This is a genomic window from Streptomyces sp. NPDC005496 (assembly GCF_042872045.1).
In the GTDB taxonomy this organism is placed as follows: domain Bacteria; phylum Actinomycetota; class Actinomycetes; order Streptomycetales; family Streptomycetaceae; genus Streptomyces.
Window position 1 is genome coordinate 802,368 of record NZ_JBIAJQ010000002.1, and the last position, 17,041, is coordinate 819,408.

General features: G+C 71.7%; 17 protein-coding genes and 1 riboswitch. Of the genes, 5 read left to right on the forward strand and 12 right to left on the reverse strand.

Features of this window, described 5'->3' with window-relative positions; genetic code table 11:
• Positions 1 to 10 precede the first annotated feature (10 nt).
• Positions 11 to 1,123, reverse strand: a complete 1,113-nt coding sequence (locus ACFYQQ_RS08030) for a hypothetical protein (RefSeq protein ID WP_355783121.1) — start codon at positions 1,121 to 1,123, stop codon at positions 11 to 13.
• Between the two features lie 149 nt (positions 1,124 to 1,272).
• Here ACFYQQ_RS08030 and ACFYQQ_RS08035 point away from each other — a divergent pair, with 149 nt between their 5' ends.
• Positions 1,273 to 1,575: a hypothetical protein gene (locus tag ACFYQQ_RS08035; protein WP_355783119.1), complete on the forward strand. Its 303-nt coding sequence runs from the start codon at positions 1,273 to 1,275 to the stop codon at positions 1,573 to 1,575.
• Positions 1,576 to 1,966: 391 nt separating this feature from the next.
• Here ACFYQQ_RS08035 and ACFYQQ_RS08040 read toward each other — a convergent pair whose 3' ends face one another.
• The gene (locus ACFYQQ_RS08040) at positions 1,967 to 2,932 is read right to left on the reverse strand and encodes a helix-turn-helix domain-containing protein (protein WP_356173230.1); all 966 of its coding nucleotides are present in this window, start codon (positions 2,930 to 2,932) and stop codon (positions 1,967 to 1,969) included.
• A gap of 220 nt (positions 2,933 to 3,152) precedes the next feature.
• Between ACFYQQ_RS08040 and ACFYQQ_RS08045 the strand changes: the two genes are divergently transcribed.
• Complete coding sequence (locus ACFYQQ_RS08045) at positions 3,153 to 3,602, forward strand: hypothetical protein (RefSeq protein WP_355791873.1); 450 nt, start codon at positions 3,153 to 3,155, stop codon at positions 3,600 to 3,602.
• 10 nt (positions 3,603 to 3,612) lie between these two features.
• The gene (locus ACFYQQ_RS08050; protein WP_388903900.1) at positions 3,613 to 4,131 is read left to right on the forward strand and encodes a levansucrase; all 519 of its coding nucleotides are present in this window, start codon (positions 3,613 to 3,615) and stop codon (positions 4,129 to 4,131) included.
• 58 nt (positions 4,132 to 4,189) lie between these two features.
• On the opposite strand, the gene ACFYQQ_RS08055 is transcribed toward ACFYQQ_RS08050, so the two are convergent.
• The 3 genes from ACFYQQ_RS08055 to ACFYQQ_RS08065 all read right to left on the reverse strand — a co-directional run bounded on the left by ACFYQQ_RS08055 (position 4,190) and on the right by ACFYQQ_RS08065 (position 7,874).
• Positions 4,190 to 4,660, reverse strand: coding sequence for a hypothetical protein (locus ACFYQQ_RS08055; protein WP_355783599.1), 471 nt, complete (start codon positions 4,658 to 4,660; stop codon positions 4,190 to 4,192).
• 209 nt (positions 4,661 to 4,869) lie between these two features.
• Positions 4,870 to 6,378 carry an MFS transporter gene (locus ACFYQQ_RS08060; protein ID WP_355783602.1) on the reverse strand — a complete coding sequence of 503 codons (1,509 nt, stop codon included), beginning with the start codon at positions 6,376 to 6,378 and terminating at the stop codon, positions 4,870 to 4,872.
• 134 nt (positions 6,379 to 6,512) lie between these two features.
• Positions 6,513 to 7,874 (reverse strand): DUF445 domain-containing protein, encoded by a 1,362-nt coding sequence (locus tag ACFYQQ_RS08065; RefSeq protein WP_388904015.1) that lies wholly within the window; start codon positions 7,872 to 7,874, stop codon positions 6,513 to 6,515.
• A 203-nt stretch (positions 7,875 to 8,077) separates the two neighbouring features.
• Here ACFYQQ_RS08065 and ACFYQQ_RS08070 point away from each other — a divergent pair, with 203 nt between their 5' ends.
• Positions 8,078 to 9,436: an SGNH/GDSL hydrolase family protein gene (locus ACFYQQ_RS08070; protein ID WP_355779661.1), complete on the forward strand. Its 1,359-nt coding sequence runs from the start codon at positions 8,078 to 8,080 to the stop codon at positions 9,434 to 9,436.
• Positions 9,437 to 9,475: 39 nt separating this feature from the next.
• Here the strand turns inward: ACFYQQ_RS08070 and ACFYQQ_RS08075 are convergent, their stop codons facing one another.
• Genes ACFYQQ_RS08075 through ACFYQQ_RS08090 form a run of 4 tightly spaced genes read right to left on the reverse strand, consistent with a single transcriptional unit; the run spans position 9,476 to position 13,022 of the window.
• Positions 9,476 to 10,339, reverse strand: a complete 864-nt coding sequence (locus ACFYQQ_RS08075; protein ID WP_388903903.1) for a DUF1707 domain-containing protein — start codon at positions 10,337 to 10,339, stop codon at positions 9,476 to 9,478.
• 10 nt (positions 10,340 to 10,349) lie between these two features.
• Complete coding sequence (locus tag ACFYQQ_RS08080) at positions 10,350 to 11,378, reverse strand: ABC transporter ATP-binding protein (RefSeq protein ID WP_355794337.1); 1,029 nt, start codon at positions 11,376 to 11,378, stop codon at positions 10,350 to 10,352.
• Positions 11,379 to 11,383: 5 nt separating this feature from the next.
• The gene (locus tag ACFYQQ_RS08085) at positions 11,384 to 12,229 is read right to left on the reverse strand and encodes an ABC transporter permease (RefSeq protein WP_388903905.1); all 846 of its coding nucleotides are present in this window, start codon (positions 12,227 to 12,229) and stop codon (positions 11,384 to 11,386) included.
• A complete protein-coding gene (locus tag ACFYQQ_RS08090; RefSeq protein WP_356176369.1) occupies positions 12,222 to 13,022 on the reverse strand; it encodes an ABC-2 family transporter protein in 801 nt (266 codons plus the stop codon). The genes ACFYQQ_RS08085 and ACFYQQ_RS08090 overlap by 8 nt, the downstream gene beginning before the upstream one ends.
• Positions 13,023 to 13,410: 388 nt before the next feature.
• Between ACFYQQ_RS08090 and ACFYQQ_RS08095 the strand changes: the two genes are divergently transcribed.
• A complete protein-coding gene (locus ACFYQQ_RS08095) occupies positions 13,411 to 15,819 on the forward strand; it encodes a transglycosylase domain-containing protein (protein ID WP_356237617.1) in 2,409 nt (802 codons plus the stop codon).
• A gap of 25 nt (positions 15,820 to 15,844) precedes the next feature.
• Here ACFYQQ_RS08095 and ACFYQQ_RS08100 read toward each other — a convergent pair whose 3' ends face one another.
• The 3 genes from ACFYQQ_RS08100 to ACFYQQ_RS08110 form a co-directional block, all read right to left on the reverse strand.
• Positions 15,845 to 16,165 (reverse strand): SMR family transporter, encoded by a 321-nt coding sequence (locus tag ACFYQQ_RS08100; protein ID WP_355780314.1) that lies wholly within the window; start codon positions 16,163 to 16,165, stop codon positions 15,845 to 15,847.
• A 31-nt stretch (positions 16,166 to 16,196) separates the two neighbouring features.
• Positions 16,197 to 16,266: riboswitch (guanidine-III (ykkC-III) riboswitch) on the reverse strand.
• Positions 16,267 to 16,311: 45 nt separating this feature from the next.
• Complete coding sequence (locus tag ACFYQQ_RS08105; RefSeq protein ID WP_355780317.1) at positions 16,312 to 16,656, reverse strand: co-chaperone GroES; 345 nt, start codon at positions 16,654 to 16,656, stop codon at positions 16,312 to 16,314.
• Positions 16,657 to 16,699: 43 nt separating this feature from the next.
• Positions 16,700 to 17,038: a DUF3618 domain-containing protein gene (locus ACFYQQ_RS08110; RefSeq protein WP_355780320.1), complete on the reverse strand. Its 339-nt coding sequence runs from the start codon at positions 17,036 to 17,038 to the stop codon at positions 16,700 to 16,702.
• Between the last annotated feature and the right edge of the window lie 3 nt (positions 17,039 to 17,041).

Sequence of the window (17,041 nt, forward strand, 5' to 3'; positions counted from 1 at the left end):
GGCCCATTGCTTACTGAATGCTCCAACGATGCTCGTGCACCGGGTCGGTTGGGCAGGTGAAGATGTTCAGTTCGCCCCAGCGGCCTACCGTTATTTCCGTTGGGGTGGCTGATCTGTGGGTGGGGAGGTCCTGTTCTTCCAGGGGTTTCCAGCTGCCGCTTCCGCCGTCCCACTCGGAGCTGTCGATCGTGAGCAGCAGTTCCATCGGGGTCGCGCAGGTGTGACAGTTCATGGGCGTCGGGTCCGTGAGATGCCAGGACGCGAAGCCGCCGGCCCGCCAGCCGGGCGGGATGGAGAGGTCGTACTGGTACCGAGGCGGCTCGGGCGGCGCCTCCGCCGCACGAGCTTTCACCCACTCCTCGTACTCCTCCTGCGAGTCCCAGGACTGTTCCCGTTCCTCCTCGGCCGCGCTTTCCCGGGCTTCCTCCGCCTCCTCCTCCAGAGCCTCCTCCCACGCGTCGATCCGGGCGCAGAGTTCCTCCGGCAGCAGGCCCGCGAAGGGGTACGTCGGCACCTGTTCCGGATGCAGTACGCAGGGTTCCGGGACGTATCCCTCGTAGCCGACGACCTCCGGCCGCGGGGGCGTGAGCAAAGCGCCCGTTACCTCTCGTGAGCGGCGCCAGCGCAGGTCCAGGGACATGCCGTAGCCCGTCGCGCCGTGCCGGTCGAACGGGCACCAGAAGACCTGGAGCAGGTCGCAGTCGTCCGGTCCCGGCCTCAGGTCGGCGATGTCCCGCCGGTAGAGCTGGGCGAGGCCGATCATCGGTACCGGGTCGGTGTCCGCGAGGTCCGCCACGCGGTGCTCGCGGCTCAACTCCGTCAAGCGCCGGCGTTCCTCCTCCGTGGGCCCCGCGTCCGGCTCGCGCGCCCATGCCTCGGCCAGGATTCGGCGCGCCTCGTGGATGTCCGCCGGGCGCCTGCCCCGGCTGCGCCCGTGCGGTTCCGTACAAGCGGGCCACGGCTCGTCCGCCGGCCACAGCAACGGCCCGCCCACCGAGCTCATGGACGCGTCGGGAGTGCCCGGTCTCGGGTGCAGCCGGGTCGTCGTCCCGCGGTATGCCGCCAACTCCGGAAAGAGCGACTCGACATCGAGCGGGCGGGGCGGGGTGGTCCTTCTGGTCATGGGCCGACTGTAGGGACACGCTCCAAGGGCGCGGGTCCGGCCCCCGACCGGGACGGTTTCCGGTGCCGGGTGAGGCGGTCGTCCTGCGGTGAGGTGAGCGCGTTAGCCTCGATGGCGATCGACCGAGTCGGCAGCAGCAGGAGGCAGCGATGGCGAAGGTTCCGGCCGCGGTGGTGGCCGCCGGCGGACTTGTCGGCGGGTACGGCGTCGCCCGGTGGACCGGGAAGCGGCAGCTGGGCGGGGTCGTGCTGGCCGCCGCCGGTGCCGCCGCCGGACGGCAGTGGCAGCAGCAGGCCGGTGGCAGGGCCGCCGGAGTACTGGGCGCCGCCTACGTCGCCGCCTTCGCCGGATCCCACCCCCTCGCCAAGAAGGTCGGCGCCTGGCCCGCCGTATTCGGCGTCGCCGGAGCCGTGGCGCTCGCCTCCTGGGCCGTCGCCGACCGCCACGCCTGATACCGGGGTCCGGCGGTCAGACCGGCGCCCGGCGCCCGTCGCCAATTTGCTGAGCTACCCGGCGGCCGAGCTGCGTCACCGTACGGCCGATTCGAGCGCCCTTGCCGAGCGGCCGTACGGATGGCCCGACCCTCCGTCGCCGAGTCGCCGTACAGCCCCGCCCGAACGCCCCTCCCCCGGCCGCCGATCGGCCACAGTCCGAGCCTCCGTCGCCGAGCCGTCGTACTAGCCCGTCCGAGCGCCCCTGCCCGAGCCCGCCGGTCGGCCGGTCCGAGCGGACGCCGCCGAGCCGCCCCACCTGCCCTTCTGAGCGCCCGGCTCCGAATCGCCCTACCGGACGTCACGAGCGCTCGCCGCCGGACCCTTCCCGATCCAGGAGCCCGCATCACCGTCACGCCGACGCGGCAGCCCCCGGCGCTCCCCGGAACGCCCTCCGGTATGCGTGCGGGCTCGTGCCCACGACGCGTCTGAAGCGGTCCCGGAATGCCGTCGGGGAGCCGAAGCCCGCCTGGGTCGCGATGCGTTCGACCGGGTAGGTCGTCGTCTCCAGGAGGTACTGGGCGCGTCGGACCCGCGCCCGGTGCAGCCACTGCAGCGGCGTCGTCCCCGTCTGCTCCCGGAAGCGGCGGTTGAGCGTGCGCGTGCTCATGCCCGCCTGGACGGCGATGTCCTCCAGGGTCAGGTCCCTGCCCGCGTTCTCCTCCAGCCAGTGCAGCAGGGGCTCCATCGTGCTGCCAGCGGGCGCCGGGGGCTGGGCGTGGACGATGAACTGGGCCTGCCCGCCCTCCCGTTCGAGCGGGACCACGGACATCCGGGCCGCGTGTGCCGCCACCGCCGAGCCGTGGTCCCGGCGGATCATGTGCAGGCACATGTCGATCGCGGCGGCCGCGCCCGCCGAGGTGAGGAACTGGCCGTTGTCGACGTAGAGGACGTTCGGGTCGACCGTGACCGCCGGATACCTGGCCGCCAGGTCCGCCGCCGCGACCCAGTGCGTGGTGGCCCGCAGCCCGTCCAGGAGCCCGGTGGCGGCGAAGACGAAGGCGCCGACGCAGATCGACGCGATCCGCGTGCCGTTCGCCGCCGCCGCGCGCAGCGCCTCCGCCACCCCCGGCGGCAGCGGCGCGCTCGGGTCCGCCACCCCCGGCAGGACGATCGTGTCGGCCTCCGCCAGCGCGTCCAGGCCGTACGGGGCCCGCACCGCGAACGGGCCCGCGCTCACCTCCTCGGCCACCGAGCAGACCCGGACCCGGTACGCCTCCCGGCCGTCCGGCAGCCGGGCCCACCCGAACGTGTCGATCGGGGCGGAGAGGTCGAACGGGATGACCTGGTCGAGCGCCAGTACGGCCACGGTGTGCATGGCGAGAGCCTAGACATTCGCCGGATTGCAGCCAACCTGTTGCCAACCCCGACGGACCCGCCCTGGTGACCCCGACCCGCCGCGGTGAACGGCGGCTCCTACCCCCGTCATCTCGATAGAAGCCTCAGCCCGTGGTCTCGTACGCCCCTGGCTGGAATCCGTTGACTCCTGGCACTATCGCCACTTCTGCAAGATCCGGACCGGCCCCTACCGTCGCTGCGTGACCAAGTTCCTCCTCGCCGTTCACGTCATCGCCGCCATCGTCGCCGTCGGGCCCGTCACCGTCGCCGCGAGTCTGTTCCCGCCCGCCGCGCGCAAGGTGCTCGACGAGCCCGCCGACGTCCAGGCCCTCGCGACCACGCGGCTGCTGCACCGGATCTGCCGGGTGTACGCCGCCGTCGGCGTCGTCGTGCCCGCGTTCGGGTTCGCCACCGCGAGCAACATGGGCGTCCTCGGGGACACTTGGCTGGTCGTCTCGATCGCGCTGACGGCGGCCGCCGCCGTGGTCCTGGCCGCGCTGGTCCTGCCCCGGCAGAGCGCGATCCTGGAGGGTACGGGCGACCGGGCGGCGACGGTCCGGCTCGCCATGTTCACGGGAATCTTCAACCTGCTCTGGGCCACCGTCACCGTTCTGATGATCATCCGACCGGGATCCACGACCGGCGCATAGGATCCCGCTCATGTACGCACAGCAGGGACCGCCGGGACACTCGGCGTCGAGGGCCTACCTGGCCTCGTTGGAACAGCGGTTGACGGCCGACGGATGCGGCACCCGGTGGGAGGACTGGGCCGGGGTGCCCGTCCTCGTCGGGCGCCGCGCGGACTTCCGTATGCGCTGGATGGCCACGCGGCTGCACCTGTTCACCGTGGCGGCGGCCGTCCCGGAGATAACCGTCGAGGCCATCTCGGGCTTCACCGACCAGGTGATGAAGTACGCCAAGGACAACAAGGGCGGCCTGCCGGTCGGCCTGCAGAACGGGATCGGCGCGTTCCCCGTGCTGGTCAGCGAGCGGGTCGACCCGGCGGCCGTGCAGTGGGCGGAGCAGCAGCAGCGCCTGAAGTTCGCCGTCATGACCCGGCCCGTGGTGGTCGACAGCGCCCGCCAGTACGTGGGCACCTACCGCGGCAAGCCCGCCCTCGGCCGCGTCTACGCCTCGCACTTCATCGAGAAGGGCGCCGCGTACTTCTACGGTCAGTGAGCCGGGAGTTCACGCATCGGGCGCCCCGAACCGGCCGTCCGGAGTCCTCAGTCACTCCTCACGCGTCACAGGTGTGGGCGAACACCGCTTCGTCGTCCTGCGGTTCGTCCCTGAACTGCCGGGCCACCGCCGCCGCCACGAGTACCCCGGTGGCGATCACGAGCGTGTGGAACGCCCACACCAGCGGCCACGCGTGCGAGAACCCGTCCGGCGGGCCCGGGTGCGTGCGCAGGGAGAGGTGCATGAGCGCCGCCGGGGGCACGGCGACCAGCAGCAGCGGCCAGGCTAGGGCGTCGCGGTGGCCGAAGTAGGCCGCCAGGAGGAGCAGTGCCGCGGCGAGCAGCAGGACACCGGCGCCCGGCACCGGGGTGGTCTCGTCAAAGGCGCCCGGTATCCGCACGCGGTCGCGCAGATCCCAGGGCAGGCACAGGAGATACGCCGTCCCGGAGAGGGCGGCGCCGAGCACGCGCGTCAGCCAGCGTTCCGGCCAGGGGCGCGTTCGCAAGGGGCTCAACAGCTTCTCGGTCATGCGTACGAGGTTCCGCCGGAAGGAAACGGTCCGACAGAGTACGCGTACTCAGGTTCCCTTCCCCGGTACGCCCCGCATGGCATCGGAGGCCGCGCTCACCCGCCCCCGCAGCGCACCGGGCCCCCACACACACCGGCCCCGGCGCCCACAGGACGCCGGGGCCGTAACCAGACCGGGACCGGAAAACCGGGGTCAGACCCGGCCTGCGATCAGGTCGCCGGTGCCGAAGAGGTGTCGGACGCCGGCTTGTTCTCCGTCGCCGACAGGGGTGTGGCGATGTCCTCCAGCGACCGGCGCTCGGCGTTCACCGCCAGGAACGCGGCGACCAGCCCCGCCGCGCACATCAGGCTCGCGCCGATCTGGAAGGCGAGCACCGTGTCGCCGACCACGCCGGACTCGGTGAGGTCCGCGAAGACGAGCGGACCGCTGATGCCGCCGGCGGCGGTGCCGAGGGCGTAGAAGAAGGCGATGGCCATGGCCCGGGTCTCCATCGGGAAGACCTCGGAGACCGTCAGGTACGCGCTGGAGGCACCCGCCGACGCGAAGAACAGCACCGCGCACCAGCAGGCCGTCATCGTCACCGCGTCCAGCGAGCCCTGGTCGAAGAGCCAGGCCGTGCCGAAGAGGAGGATGCCGGAGATCAGGTACGTCGAGGAGATCATGATGCGCCGGCCGACGGTGTCGAAGAGCTTGCCGAGCAGCAGCGGGCCGAGGAAGTTGCCGGCCGCGATGACCGCGAAGTAGTAGCCGGTCTTGCCGGTGGGCACGTCGAAGAACTTGGTGAGGATGGCGCCGAAGCCGAAGGTGATCGCGTTGTAGAGGAACGCCTGGCCGATGAAGAGGGCGAGTCCGAGCGTGGCCCGCTTGGGGTAGCGGCCGAAGACGGTCTTGGCGATGAGGCCGAAGCCGATGCTCTTGCGCTGCTCGATGGTGATCTCGCGGTCCGGCGCCGGGAGCGGCTGCCCCTTCTCCTCCTCGATCTCGCGTTCGACGGAGGTGACGAGAGCGTCGGCGTCCTCACCCTTGCCGTGGATGAACTGCCAGCGCGGGCTCTCCGGCACGTGTCGCCTGACCAGCAGGATCACCAGTCCGAGGACGACGCCGAGGGCGAAGGTGAGCCGCCAGCCGACGTTCTTCGGGAAGATGTCCGTGTTCAGCATGACGATGGAGAGCAGGGCTCCGCCGATCGCGCCGAGCCAGTAGCTGCCGTTGATGATGAGGTCGACACGGCCGCGGTACTTGGAGGGGATCAGCTCGTCGATCGCGGAGTTGATGGCCGCGTACTCGCCTCCGATGCCGAAACCGGTGAGGAAGCGGAAGGTGAAGAACCACCACGGGGAGAAGGACACGGCGGTCAGCGCGGTCGCGGCGAGATACACGGCGAGCGTGATCATGAACAGCTTCTTGCGGCCGAACCGGTCGGTCAGCCAGCCGAAGAACAGCGCGCCCGCGCAGGCACCCGCCACATAGAGCGCCGCCGCGATGCCGGTGACCTGCGCCGAGGTGATGGCCAGTCCGCTGCCGTCCTCGGAGAGGCGGCCGGCGATGTTGCCGACGGTGGTGACCTCCAGGCCGTCCAGGATCCAGACGGTGCCGAGGCCGATCACGATCATCCAGTGCCAGCGTGACCACGGCAGCCGGTCCAGGCGGGCCGGTACCGCGGTCGTGACGGTTCCCGTGGAGCCGGGCACTGAGGCCGGCGTCGCTGATGCTGTCATGGCTCCCTCTTCGTTGAGTGACCCCGGGGGTGACCCAGTTCAGAGTGCCCTGGTCTGCGCTTCTCACGCCCGCCGGGGCGGGCGCCCGGGGTACCCGCGTGGGCTCCCCGCCCCGCCCGTCCGGGCACGTCGTCTCAGGCCCCCAGGGCGCGGGACACCACGTAGATGAGCAGTCCGGCCAGCGAGCCGACCACCGTGCCGTTGATCCGGATGAACTGCAGGTCGCGGCCGATGTGGGCCTCGATCTTCCGGGTGGTGTGCTCGGCATCCCAGCCGGCCACGGTGTCGGTGATCAGGGAGGTGATCTCCGTACGGTAGGTCGTCACCACGTACACCGCGGCCCCCTCGACCCAGCCGTCGACCTTGCCCTGGAGCTTGGGCTCGGTGGCCATGCGGGCGCCCAGCGAGAGCAGCGAGGCCCTGACCCGCAGGCGCAGTTCGCTGCGCTCGTCCTCGGCGGCTGAGACGATCATGGCGCGTACGGCCGTCCAGGCGGACGCGATCAGGTCCTGGACCTCGCCGCGGCCGAGCACCTCGCCCTTGAGGCGCTCCACGCGGGCCCGGGTGTCGGTGTCGGACTGGAGGTCGGAGGCGAAGTCGGTGAGGAAGCGGTCGAGGGCGCCGCGGGCCGGGTGCGAGGGCGCGTCGCGCATCTCGGTGACGAAGCGGAGCAGTTCCTTGTAGACCCGCTCGCCGACCTTCCTGTCGACGAACCGCGGGGTCCAGCCGGGGGCGCCGCCCTGCACGGCGTCCATCACCGAGTCGCCGTGCAGCACCAGCCAGTCGTGGGCGCGCACGCAGACCAGGTCCACGACCCGGTGGTGGCCGCCGTCGGCGACGACCCGCTCCAGCATCTTGCCGATGCCGGGGGCGATCTCCTGGGCGTCGGCGCGCCGGGTGATGGCCTCGCCGACGACCGCCTGGACGTCGGAGTCGCGCAGCACGGTCAGCGCCCCGCGCAGCGCGGTGGCGAGTTCGGCGGTGACGCGGTCGGCGTGCTCCGGTTCGGCGAGCCAGGCGCCGAGCCGGCTGCCGATGCCGACGGCGCGCAGCCGCTGGCGTACGACCTCCTCGGAGAGGAAGTTCTCCCCGACGAACTCGCCCAGGGAGACGCCGAGCTGGTCCTTCTTGTTCGGGATGATCGCCGTGTGCGGGATCGGCAGGCCGAGCGGGTGACGGAAGAGGGCCGTGACCGCGAACCAGTCGGCGAGCGCGCCGACCATGCCGGCCTCCGCGGCGGCGGCCACGTACTCCGCCCAGGCGCCCGCGCCCTGGTGGGACGCCCACTTGGCGAGGACGTACACGAGGGCGACGAAGAGCAGCAGGCCGGTCGCCGTGATCTTCATCCGGCGCACCCCGCGGCGCTTCTCCTCGTCGGCGGGGCTGAACGTGTTCATGGCCCGCCCGGACGGGCCCGCGGCCGGACGGTTCCCGGGGGCACCCGGCCGGGCATGCTGCCCCTCGGCACCTGTTTCTTCCGCTTTCGTACGTTCCATCCGCTCCACCCGCTCGGTGACCTCGTACACATTGTCCCTTCCTGACCGACTCATGGAACGGAACAGGAGTTCCCGGCGTCTGTCCGGACGGGAGTTCAACCGGGGACCACAGGGGTCTTTCGGAGTTCTTCTTCCCCATGCCGCATCATGGGGTCATCACATCGGAGCCTCGGGCTCCCGTCGTCCGAGGAGACACGCACCGCATGACCAAGCGTCACGTCGGGGGTGCGGGGGTGTCCCCCGCACGACACGGCGCCCTGCTCGCCGCGATCATCGCCGTGATCATGACGTTCTCCGCCGCCATACACGTCGGTGTCTCCACCGACGAGGGCGGCGCCGAGACCGATCTGGCGAGCGGCCGCACCCCGCACAACTCCGCCGCCCCGGCGTCCACCGGCACCTGGGTCGGCTCCTGGTCGGCCTCCCCGGCCGGCGCGGAGCCGGGCACCGAGACGAACGGCATGGCGGGCCGCTCCGTGCGCAACGTCGTGCACGCCGGTGTCGGGGGTACGAGTGCCCGCGTCACGCTGTCCAATCTCTACGGGCAGCAGCCGCTCAGCATCACGCACGCCACCCTCGCCGTCGCCGCCGCCCCGCACGACGCGGCGGCCGCCGCCGACACCATGCGCCGGCTCACCTTCGCCGGGAACGCCTCGGTGATCATCCCGGCCGGGCGGCAGGTCATGAGCGACGCCGTCCGGGTCACCGTCCCGCGCGGCGGCGACGTCCTCGTGACGACGTTCTCGCCCACCCCGTCGGGCCCGGTCACCTACCACCCGCAGGCCCGGCAGATCTCGTACACCGCCGAGGGCGACCGCACCGAGGACGTCACCGGCACCGCGTACACCGGGCAGACCCCGTACTGGCGCTACCTGACCGCCCTGGACGTGCTGAGCAACGAGTCGGACGGCACGGTCGTCGTGATCGGCGACTCGCTGACCGACGGCGTCACCTCCACCGTGGGCGCCAACCGCCGCTGGACGGACGCCCTTTCGGCCCGCCTGCGCGAAGCCGCCGGCTCCGGCGACGTGCCCCGCTACAGCGTCGTCAACCAGGGCATCAGCGGCAATCAGGTCCTGGCCTCCGGCCTCGGCCGCCCCGCCGACAACCCGAGCGGCCTCTCCCGCTTCCAGCGCGACGTCCTCGGCCGCACGAACGTCAGGGCCGTCGTCGTCGACCTCGGCGTCAACGACATCCTGCGCAACCCGAACCAGGCCGACCCCCGCCTGATCGTCGGCGGACTGCGCAAGCTCGTCGCGCAGGCCCACGCCCGCGGACTGCGCGTCGTCGGCGCCACCCTGATGCCCTTCCAGGGGCACCGCGGCTACAGCGACGACCGCGAGGCCGTACGCCAGGCCGTCAACGCGGAGATCCGCTCGGGCCGGGTGTACGACGACGTCGTCGACTTCGACAAGGCGCTGCGCGACCCGTACAACCCGCGCCGGCTGCGCTCCGACTACGACTCGGGCGACCACCTGCACCCGAGCGACAAGGGCTACCGCGAGATGGCCGACTCCTTCGACCTGGGCGACCTGAAGGGCGCGGCCCCGGCCGAGCTCTGACGGGCCCCGGCGCCGGGACGGCCGTCCCGGCGCCGCCGGTCAGTGGCCCCCGTGCCACCGCCGGCCACGGTCCTCGCGCCGCGCCTCCCGGCGCTCCGCGTGCCGCTCCCGGCGCTCCTGACGCTCTGTCAAAGACCCGCGTCGCGAGCCGTCCCGGTCGTCGGACTCGTCGAAGCCGTCCTCGCCGTCGTGGTCGTCGAGGTCCGGCCCGGCGGAGCCCTGGAGTTCCTTGCGGGCCGCCTTGCGCTCCAGCTTGAGCCGCCGGCGCTCCTCCTTCAGACGCAGCCGCTCCGCCTTCGTCAGCTTGCGCTCCACCCCCACCCCGCCCCAGAAGGCGAACCCGGTGACGACCACGCGCGGCGCCCCGGGGTCACCCGGCACACCGTCCTCGCGGTGGTCGAAACCGCCCATCACACCGACACCGCGCACGACGACCTCGACGCCCGGCGGCACCAGGATGTTCACGCCGCCCATGACCGCGACACAGTGGACGACGACCTCACGCTCCGCGAAGTTCGCCTCGCGCAGGTCGAGATCACCACCGCCCATGAACGTGAACGCCGTGAAGCGCCGCGGCACGGTCCAGCGCCCCTTGCGCTCGAACCCCGACAGCACGGCGACACCCCAGGACGACGAGCCCTCACCGCCGACGATCCGCTCCCGCCAGCCGCCGCGCTCCGCGGGCACACCGGCCGGGAACACCGGCGCGACGGCGTCCGCGCCCGGCAGATCACGGGTGATCGGCGCCAGCTCACCGTACGTACGGGCCCGGTACGTCGCCTCCAAACGTTCCTCGAACTCCTCCATGTCGAGGCGGCCTTCGGCCAGCGCGTCCCGCAGCTGCTCGGCGACTCGTTCACGATCGGCGTCGGAGGCCCGGAGCCCGGGGAGTTCGTCCGTCATGCCGAGCAGCCTACGAGTTCGCCCTCTCCGCGTACATCTTCGCGATGACCGCCTCGATGTCGGGCTCGCGGACCGACAGATCCACCAGCGGATACTCCGCGGCGATCCGCGCCACCAACGGAGCCGCCGACCGCGCGGCCGGGAAGGCGAGCCACTGCCGCGGCCCCTCCACCCGCACCACCCGCGCCGACTCCACCTGGACGGGCGGCATTTCACGCTCCAGGTCCACCACCAGCGTCCGCTCCGCCTCCGCCACCTCGTGCAGCCCGGCCAACGCACCGTCGTACATCAGCCGCCCGTGGTCGATGACCATCACCCGCCGGCACAGCTGCTCGATGTCGGTGAGGTCGTGCGTGGTGAGCAGCACCGTCGTGCCCCGGTCCGCGTTCAAGTCCCGCAGGAAACCACGGACCTTGGCCTTGGAGACCACGTCCAGGCCGATCGTCGGCTCGTCCAGGTACAGCACCTCCGGGTCGTGCAGCAGCGCCGCCGCGATGTCCCCGCGCATCCGCTGCCCCAGCGACAGCTGCCGCACCGGCACGTCCAACAGCGGTGCCAGCTCAAGGAGTTCGACACACCGGTCGAGGTTCTCCCGGTAACGGCCGTCGGGGATGCGGTACATGCGGTGCATCAGCCGGTAGGAGTCGATCAGCGGGAGGTCCCACCACAGCGTCGTGCGCTGCCCGAAGACGACACCGATCCGCTGCGCCAGCCGGGTCCGCTCGCGCGAGGGATCGATCCCCGCCACCCGCAGCCGGCCCCCGCTGGGCGTGAGGATCCCCGTCAGCATCTTGATGGTCGTCGACTTCCCCGCGCCGTTCGGGCCGATGTAGCCCACCATCTCCCCGCGCGCCACGGTGAACGAGAGGCCGTCCACCGCCCGCACCTGCCGGCGCTCGCCCCGCAGGAACCCGGTCCTCCTGCGTACCTCGAAGACCTTCTCGACACCGTCGAGTTCGATGAAGCCCTGCCCGGCCGCGGCCGGTCCGCCGGCCGCGACGGCCGGCCCCCCGTCCGGGGCGACGCTGTGACGGTCCATGTCCGCTAACTCCCTGTACTCCGGTAGGAACGCAGTCCCACGCGCCAGGCCAGACCCGCCAGCGCGCAGCAGCCCGCCGCCACCAGCGGCGGCGTGAAGGCCACCCAGGCCGGCAGATCCAGCGGATAGGGCCGCCCCAGCACGTACAGCGCGGGCAGCCAGTTGACGAAGGCCAGCGGCAGCACGAAGGTCACCCCGCGCACCAGGTCCTTCGCGAAGACGGTCGGCGGGTACTGCAGCAGCGTGTTGCCGCCGTACGTGAAGGAGTTCTGCACCTCGGAGGCGTCCTGCGCCACGAACTGGAACGCCGCGCCCGCCACGAACACCGCCGCGAAGATCGCACCCCCGCTGAGCAGCGTCACCGGGATCAGCAGCACCTTCAGCGGACTCCACGCGATGTCGAGAGCGGCGACGGCCCAGCCGAGGACCAGCAGCCCCTGCGTGATCCGGCCCAGCCGGCGCAGCGCGAAACGGTCCGCGGCGACCTGCGCCAGCACCGGCACCGGACGCACCAGCAGCGTGTCCAGCGTGCCGTCGCGCACCCGCCGCCCCAGCCGGTCCATCGACCCCATCGCCAGGTCCGCCAGCCCGAACGCCGCCCCCGACAGCCCGTAGAGGAACGCCACCTCGGGCAGCGAGTAGCCGCCCAGCCGGTCCACCTGCGAGAACATCAGCAGGATCGCCGCGAAGTCCAGCGCGGTCGCCGCGAAGTTCCCGAACGCCGTCATCGCGAACGACGCCCGGTACGCCATCGTGGAGCGGATCCACATCGCCGCGATCATGCGGTACGCGCGCAGGGCCTCCCGCACCCGCCCGTACCCGCCGCCCGCGTACGCGCCGCCGTCAGCCACCCTGCACCACCACCCGCCGGGTCGCCGCGCCCTGCAGCAGCCGCCCGGCCGCCAGCAGCCCCACCGCCCACGCCGCCTGGAACGCGTACGTGGACAGCGGCTCGGCCCGGCCGAGCAGGACGTCCACCGGCGCCTGGATCAGCGACGCCCACGGCAGCGCGCGCACCACCTCGCCCAGCACCCCCGGGAACACGTTCAGCGGCAGCAGCATGCCCGAGCAGAAGATCCCCGCCAGGAACGCCAGTTGCGCCACCCCCGCCCCGTCCAGCAGCCAGAACGCCGACAACGCCACCAGGAAACGGATCGCGAAACTCACCACCACCCCGAGCGCCACCGCGACCAGGAACGCCAGCCACGCCAGCGGATCGGCGGGCAGCGCCAAATCGAAGACGAACGCGCCGAACACCATCGGCACCACCCCCCGGCCCAGCAGGTGGAACAGCGCCCGCCCCGCGTCCGCGGCCAGCCACCACGCCTGAAGATCCACCGGCCGGTACAGGTCGATCGCGATGTCGCCGGTGCGGATCCGCTCGATCAGCTCGTCCTCGAAACCGCCGCCCATCACCGCGACCACCATCAGCATCGCCTGCCCCAGCCACACGTACGTCAGCGCCTGCGCCTGGTCGTACCCCCCGAGGTGCGGCCTCTCGTGCCACAGCGCCAGATACGTGTACGCCAGGATCAGCCCGAACACGGTGTTGGTGAACACGCCCGCCGCCGTCGCCGTCCGGTACGTCGCGTACCGGCGGAACCCGCTCACCGCGACGGCCGCGTACAACCGCGCTGTCCCCACGAGCCCAGCCCCCTTCGCCGCTCCGGGCCAAAGCGCACGAGCCTAGGGCCTGTCGCTTGGATCAGGCCGGTGTCGCGGGGTCTGGCACGCACATCTGCGGCGTTGTCGTCGGTCGCCGAAGCTCCGCTTCGACTCCCTCCTCCGCCTTGCAGCTGCACGCACCAGACCCCGCTCGGGCCGGCCAGAACGAAACCTCTGTCACGGCCGGCCTGATCCAAACGACAGACCCTAGCCCGCAGGTGGCGCGGCGTGCCACGCATTTTTCCGTCGCGACACGTTGCGGGATCGGGGAACGGAACGCCCGGTGCGAGAGTCTTCAAGAGGGGACGCAGAAGACGTACGAGGTCGTACGGGTCAGTACGACGCGAAACAGGAGTCCGGCACCGAGATGAGCGACGAGCCGCAGCCGCAGGACAGCAACAAGGGCCGGGCGCCCGACGAGCCCGCGCAGGCTCCGTCGGACCCGTCGGACCCGGCGGCTTCGGCGGGCCCGGCGGGCAAGAAGAAGCGGCCCCGGCGCACCGGCTGGAGGCGGCTCGTCCCCACCTGGCGGATGGTGCTCGGCACCTTCGTCGGCCTGATCCTGCTCCTCGTCGGCCTCTTCGCGCTCGGCTACTACCTGGTCAAGATCCCGCCCGCGAACGCCGCCGCCGTCAAGCAGAGCAACGTGTACCTGTACGCGGACGGCAGCCAGCTCGCCCGCGACGGCGAGGTCAACCGCGAGAACGTGACCCTCGCCCAGATCGCCAAGGGCACCCAGCACGCGGTACTGGCCGCCGAGGACCGGGACTTCTACACCGAGTCGGCCGTCGACCCCAAGGCGATGGTCCGCGCCGGCTGGAACACCGTCACCGGCAAGGGCAGGCAGTCCGGCTCGACGATCACCCAGCAGTACGTGAAGAACTACTACCTGGGCCAGGAGCAGACCGTCTCCCGGAAGGTGAAGGAGTTCTTCATCTCCATCAAGCTCGACCGCGAGAAGAGCAAGGACGACATCCTCGAGGGCTACCTCAACACCAGCTACTTCGGCCGCAACGCCTACGGCATCCAGGCCGCCGCCCAGGCGTACTACGGCGTCGACGCCCAGGACCTCACCGTCGGGCAGGGCGCCTACCTCGCCGCGCTCCTGAACGCGCCCAGCGAGTACGACGTGATCGCCCACCCCGAGAACAAGTCCGCGGCCCTGGCCCGCTGGAACTACGTCCTCGACGGCATGGTCAAGAAGGACTGGCTCAGCCAGTCCGCCCGCGTCGACGTCACGTTCCCGGCGCCCAAGGAGGCCAAGGGCTCGGCCGGGATGTCCGGACAGCGCGGCTACCTCGTCCAGGCCGTACGCGACTACCTCACGAGCAACAAGATCATCGACGAGGACACCCTCGCCACCGGCGGCTACCGCATCACCACCACCATCCAGAAGAACAAGCAGAACGCCTTCGTCAAGGCCGTCGACGACCAGGTCATGGACCGCCTCGACAAGAAGAACCGCAAGGTCGACACCTACGTCCGCGCGGGCGGCGTCTCCATCAACCCGCAGAACGGCAAGGTCGTCGCCATGTACGGCGGCATCGACTACACCAAGCAGTACGTCAACAACGCCACCCGCCGCGACTACCAGGTCGGCTCCACCTTCAAGCCGTTCGTCTTCACGTCCGCCGTGCAGAACGGCTCGACCACGCAGGACGGCCGCACGATCACCCCCAACACCGTCTACGACGGCACCGACAAGCGGCCCGTCCAGGGCTGGAGCGGCGGCTCCTACGCCCCCGAGAACGAGGACAACGTCTCCTACGGCCCCATCACCGTGCGCACCGCCACCGACAAGTCGGTCAACGCGGTGTACGCCCAGATGGCGGTCGACGTCGGCCCGGAGAAGGTCAAGGACACGGCCGTCGCCCTCGGCATCCCGGCGAGCACCCCCGACCTGAGCGCCACCCCGTCCATCGCCCTCGGCCCGGCCACCGCCAGCGTCCTGGACATGGCTCAGGCCTACGCGACCCTCGCCAACCACGGCAGGCACGGCACGTACACCCTCGTCGAGGACATCACCAAGGACGGCGCCGAGGACGTGCAGCTGCCCGGACGCGGCACCCGGCAGGCCGTCGACCGCGAGGCCGCCGACACCACCACGTCGGTCCTGCAGAGCGTCGTCGAGGGCGGCACCGCCACCGCCGCCCAGGCCGCGGGCCGCCCCGCCGCGGGCAAGACCGGCACCGCCGAGAACGACCAGGCCGCCTGGTTCGCCGGCTACACACCCGAGCTCGCCACCGTCGTCTCCGTGATGGGCCAGGACCCCGAGACCGGCGAGCACAAGCCGCTGTACGGCGCGCTCGGCCAGGCCCGCATCAACGGCGGCGGCTACCCGACGCAGATCTGGGCCCAGTACACGCGCACCGCCCTCGCGAGCAGCCCGGTCAAGGACTTCGACCTGGAGCTGGAGGCGGGCGCGGAGGAGCCCCAGTCGCCCTCCACCGGCCCCACCGGCCAGACCCCCGGCACCGGCGGCCAGGACACCGGCGGCACCACGGGCGCCTCCCCCACCACCGGCGGCACGGAGACCGGCGGCACCCCTGGCACGGGCGGCACGACCGGCGGCACCCCCACCACCGGCGGCACCGCCACCGACGGCGGGGCGACGGACGGCGGCACCACGGACGGCGGGGCGACCGACGGCGGCGGCACGGACACCGGAGGCACGACGGACGGCGGCACCACGGACACCGGCGGCTCGACGGACGGCGGAGACGCCGCGGGCACGGCCGCCGGACTGTTCAGCGAACCCACCACAAGACGCCCGTAGCGCCCCGGCGGCGGTGAAGGCGGCCTCAGTGACCCGAGGTCGCCTTCAGCCCCACCACGGCCACCAGCAGCAGACAGACGAAGAAGATCCGGGCCGCGGTCACCGGCTCCCCCAGCACCACCATGCCGAGCACCGCCGCACCCGCGGCCCCGATCCCCACCCACACGCCGTACGCCGTACCGATCGGCAGCGACCTGGCCGCGTACGACAGCAGCAGCATGCTCGCGACGATCCCCGCACCGGTCAGGACGCTCGGCACCAGCCGGGTGAAACCGTCCGTGTACTTCATCCCGACCGACCAGGCCACTTCGAGCAGACCGGCGACGAGCAACAGGATCCAGGCCATGACAGGCACCTCCGTCAATGGGTCAACAGGGGGTGCGTCGTCTTTGCGGATCCCGGTACGGCGCGTCTCGTCGGGGTCCCACCAACGTAGCAAAGGAACGCCGAAGGGGCCGGTGACAACGGTCACCGGCCCCTTGCGGCACCTGCCTACAGATACAGCCCGGTCGAGTCCTCGGACCCCTCGAAGCGGTCCGCGGCCACCGCGTGCAGGTCCCGCTCGCGCATCAGCACGTAGGCGGTGCCCCGCACCTCGACCTCGGCACGGTCCTCGGGGTCGTAGAGGACCCGGTCGCCCGGCTCCACGGTCCGTACGTTCTGCCCCACCGCCACGACCTCCGCCCAGGCGAGGCGTCGGCCGACGGCCGCGGTCGCGGGGATCAGGATGCCGCCGCCCGAGCGGCGTTCGCCCTCCGCGGCGTCCTGCCGCACGAGCACGCGGTCGTGCAGCATCCGGATGGGCAGCTTGTCGTCGTGATGGGTCTTCTCGCTCACGCCCCGAACCTACCCGCCCCGGCCGCTTCCGTACGCCATCGGGTCAGCGCCTGCGACGCCGCGGGGTCAGCGTGAGCAGACCCACCAGCCCCACCGCGAGCAGCGCCACCGGCACGATGCGCTCCAGCCGGGGCGCACCCTCCTCCGTGACGAACTGCCCCCGCACGTCACCCACGACCCGGTTCACGCTGATGTAGGCACGGCCCAGCGTGTGGTCGATGTGGGAGACGGCCTTGGCCTTGGCGTCCCCGACGATGGTCTTGGGATGGACTCGCACACCGATCTCGTCCAGCGTCTCCGCGAGGACTTCCCGGCGGCGTTTGATGTCCGCCTCGATCTGCGCCGGAGTCCTGGTATCCGACGTTCTCGACGTATCCGACACCGC

Excerpts from the sequence above, each read along its gene's own strand:
- ACFYQQ_RS08030 (WP_355783121.1), bottom strand. The coding sequence starts at position 1,123 with ATGACCAGAAGGACCACCCCGCCCCGCCCGCTCGATGTCGAGTCGCTC.
- ACFYQQ_RS08035 (WP_355783119.1), top strand. The coding sequence starts at position 1,273 with ATGGCGAAGGTTCCGGCCGCGGTGGTGGCCGCCGGCGGACTTGTCGGC.
- ACFYQQ_RS08040 (WP_356173230.1), bottom strand. The coding sequence starts at position 2,932 with ATGCACACCGTGGCCGTACTGGCGCTCGACCAGGTCATCCCGTTCGAC.
- ACFYQQ_RS08050 (WP_388903900.1), top strand. The coding sequence starts at position 3,613 with ATGTACGCACAGCAGGGACCGCCGGGACACTCGGCGTCGAGGGCCTAC.
- ACFYQQ_RS08055 (WP_355783599.1), bottom strand. The coding sequence starts at position 4,660 with ATGACCGAGAAGCTGTTGAGCCCCTTGCGAACGCGCCCCTGGCCGGAA.
- ACFYQQ_RS08060 (WP_355783602.1), bottom strand. The coding sequence starts at position 6,378 with ATGACAGCATCAGCGACGCCGGCCTCAGTGCCCGGCTCCACGGGAACC.
- ACFYQQ_RS08065 (WP_388904015.1), bottom strand. The coding sequence starts at position 7,874 with ATGGAACGTACGAAAGCGGAAGAAACAGGTGCCGAGGGGCAGCATGCC.
- ACFYQQ_RS08070 (WP_355779661.1), top strand. The coding sequence starts at position 8,078 with ATGACCAAGCGTCACGTCGGGGGTGCGGGGGTGTCCCCCGCACGACAC.
- ACFYQQ_RS08075 (WP_388903903.1), bottom strand. The coding sequence starts at position 10,339 with ATGACGGACGAACTCCCCGGGCTCCGGGCCTCCGACGCCGATCGTGAA.
- ACFYQQ_RS08080 (WP_355794337.1), bottom strand. The coding sequence starts at position 11,378 with ATGGACCGTCACAGCGTCGCCCCGGACGGGGGGCCGGCCGTCGCGGCC.
- ACFYQQ_RS08095 (WP_356237617.1), top strand. The coding sequence starts at position 13,411 with ATGAGCGACGAGCCGCAGCCGCAGGACAGCAACAAGGGCCGGGCGCCC.
- ACFYQQ_RS08100 (WP_355780314.1), bottom strand. The coding sequence starts at position 16,165 with ATGGCCTGGATCCTGTTGCTCGTCGCCGGTCTGCTCGAAGTGGCCTGG.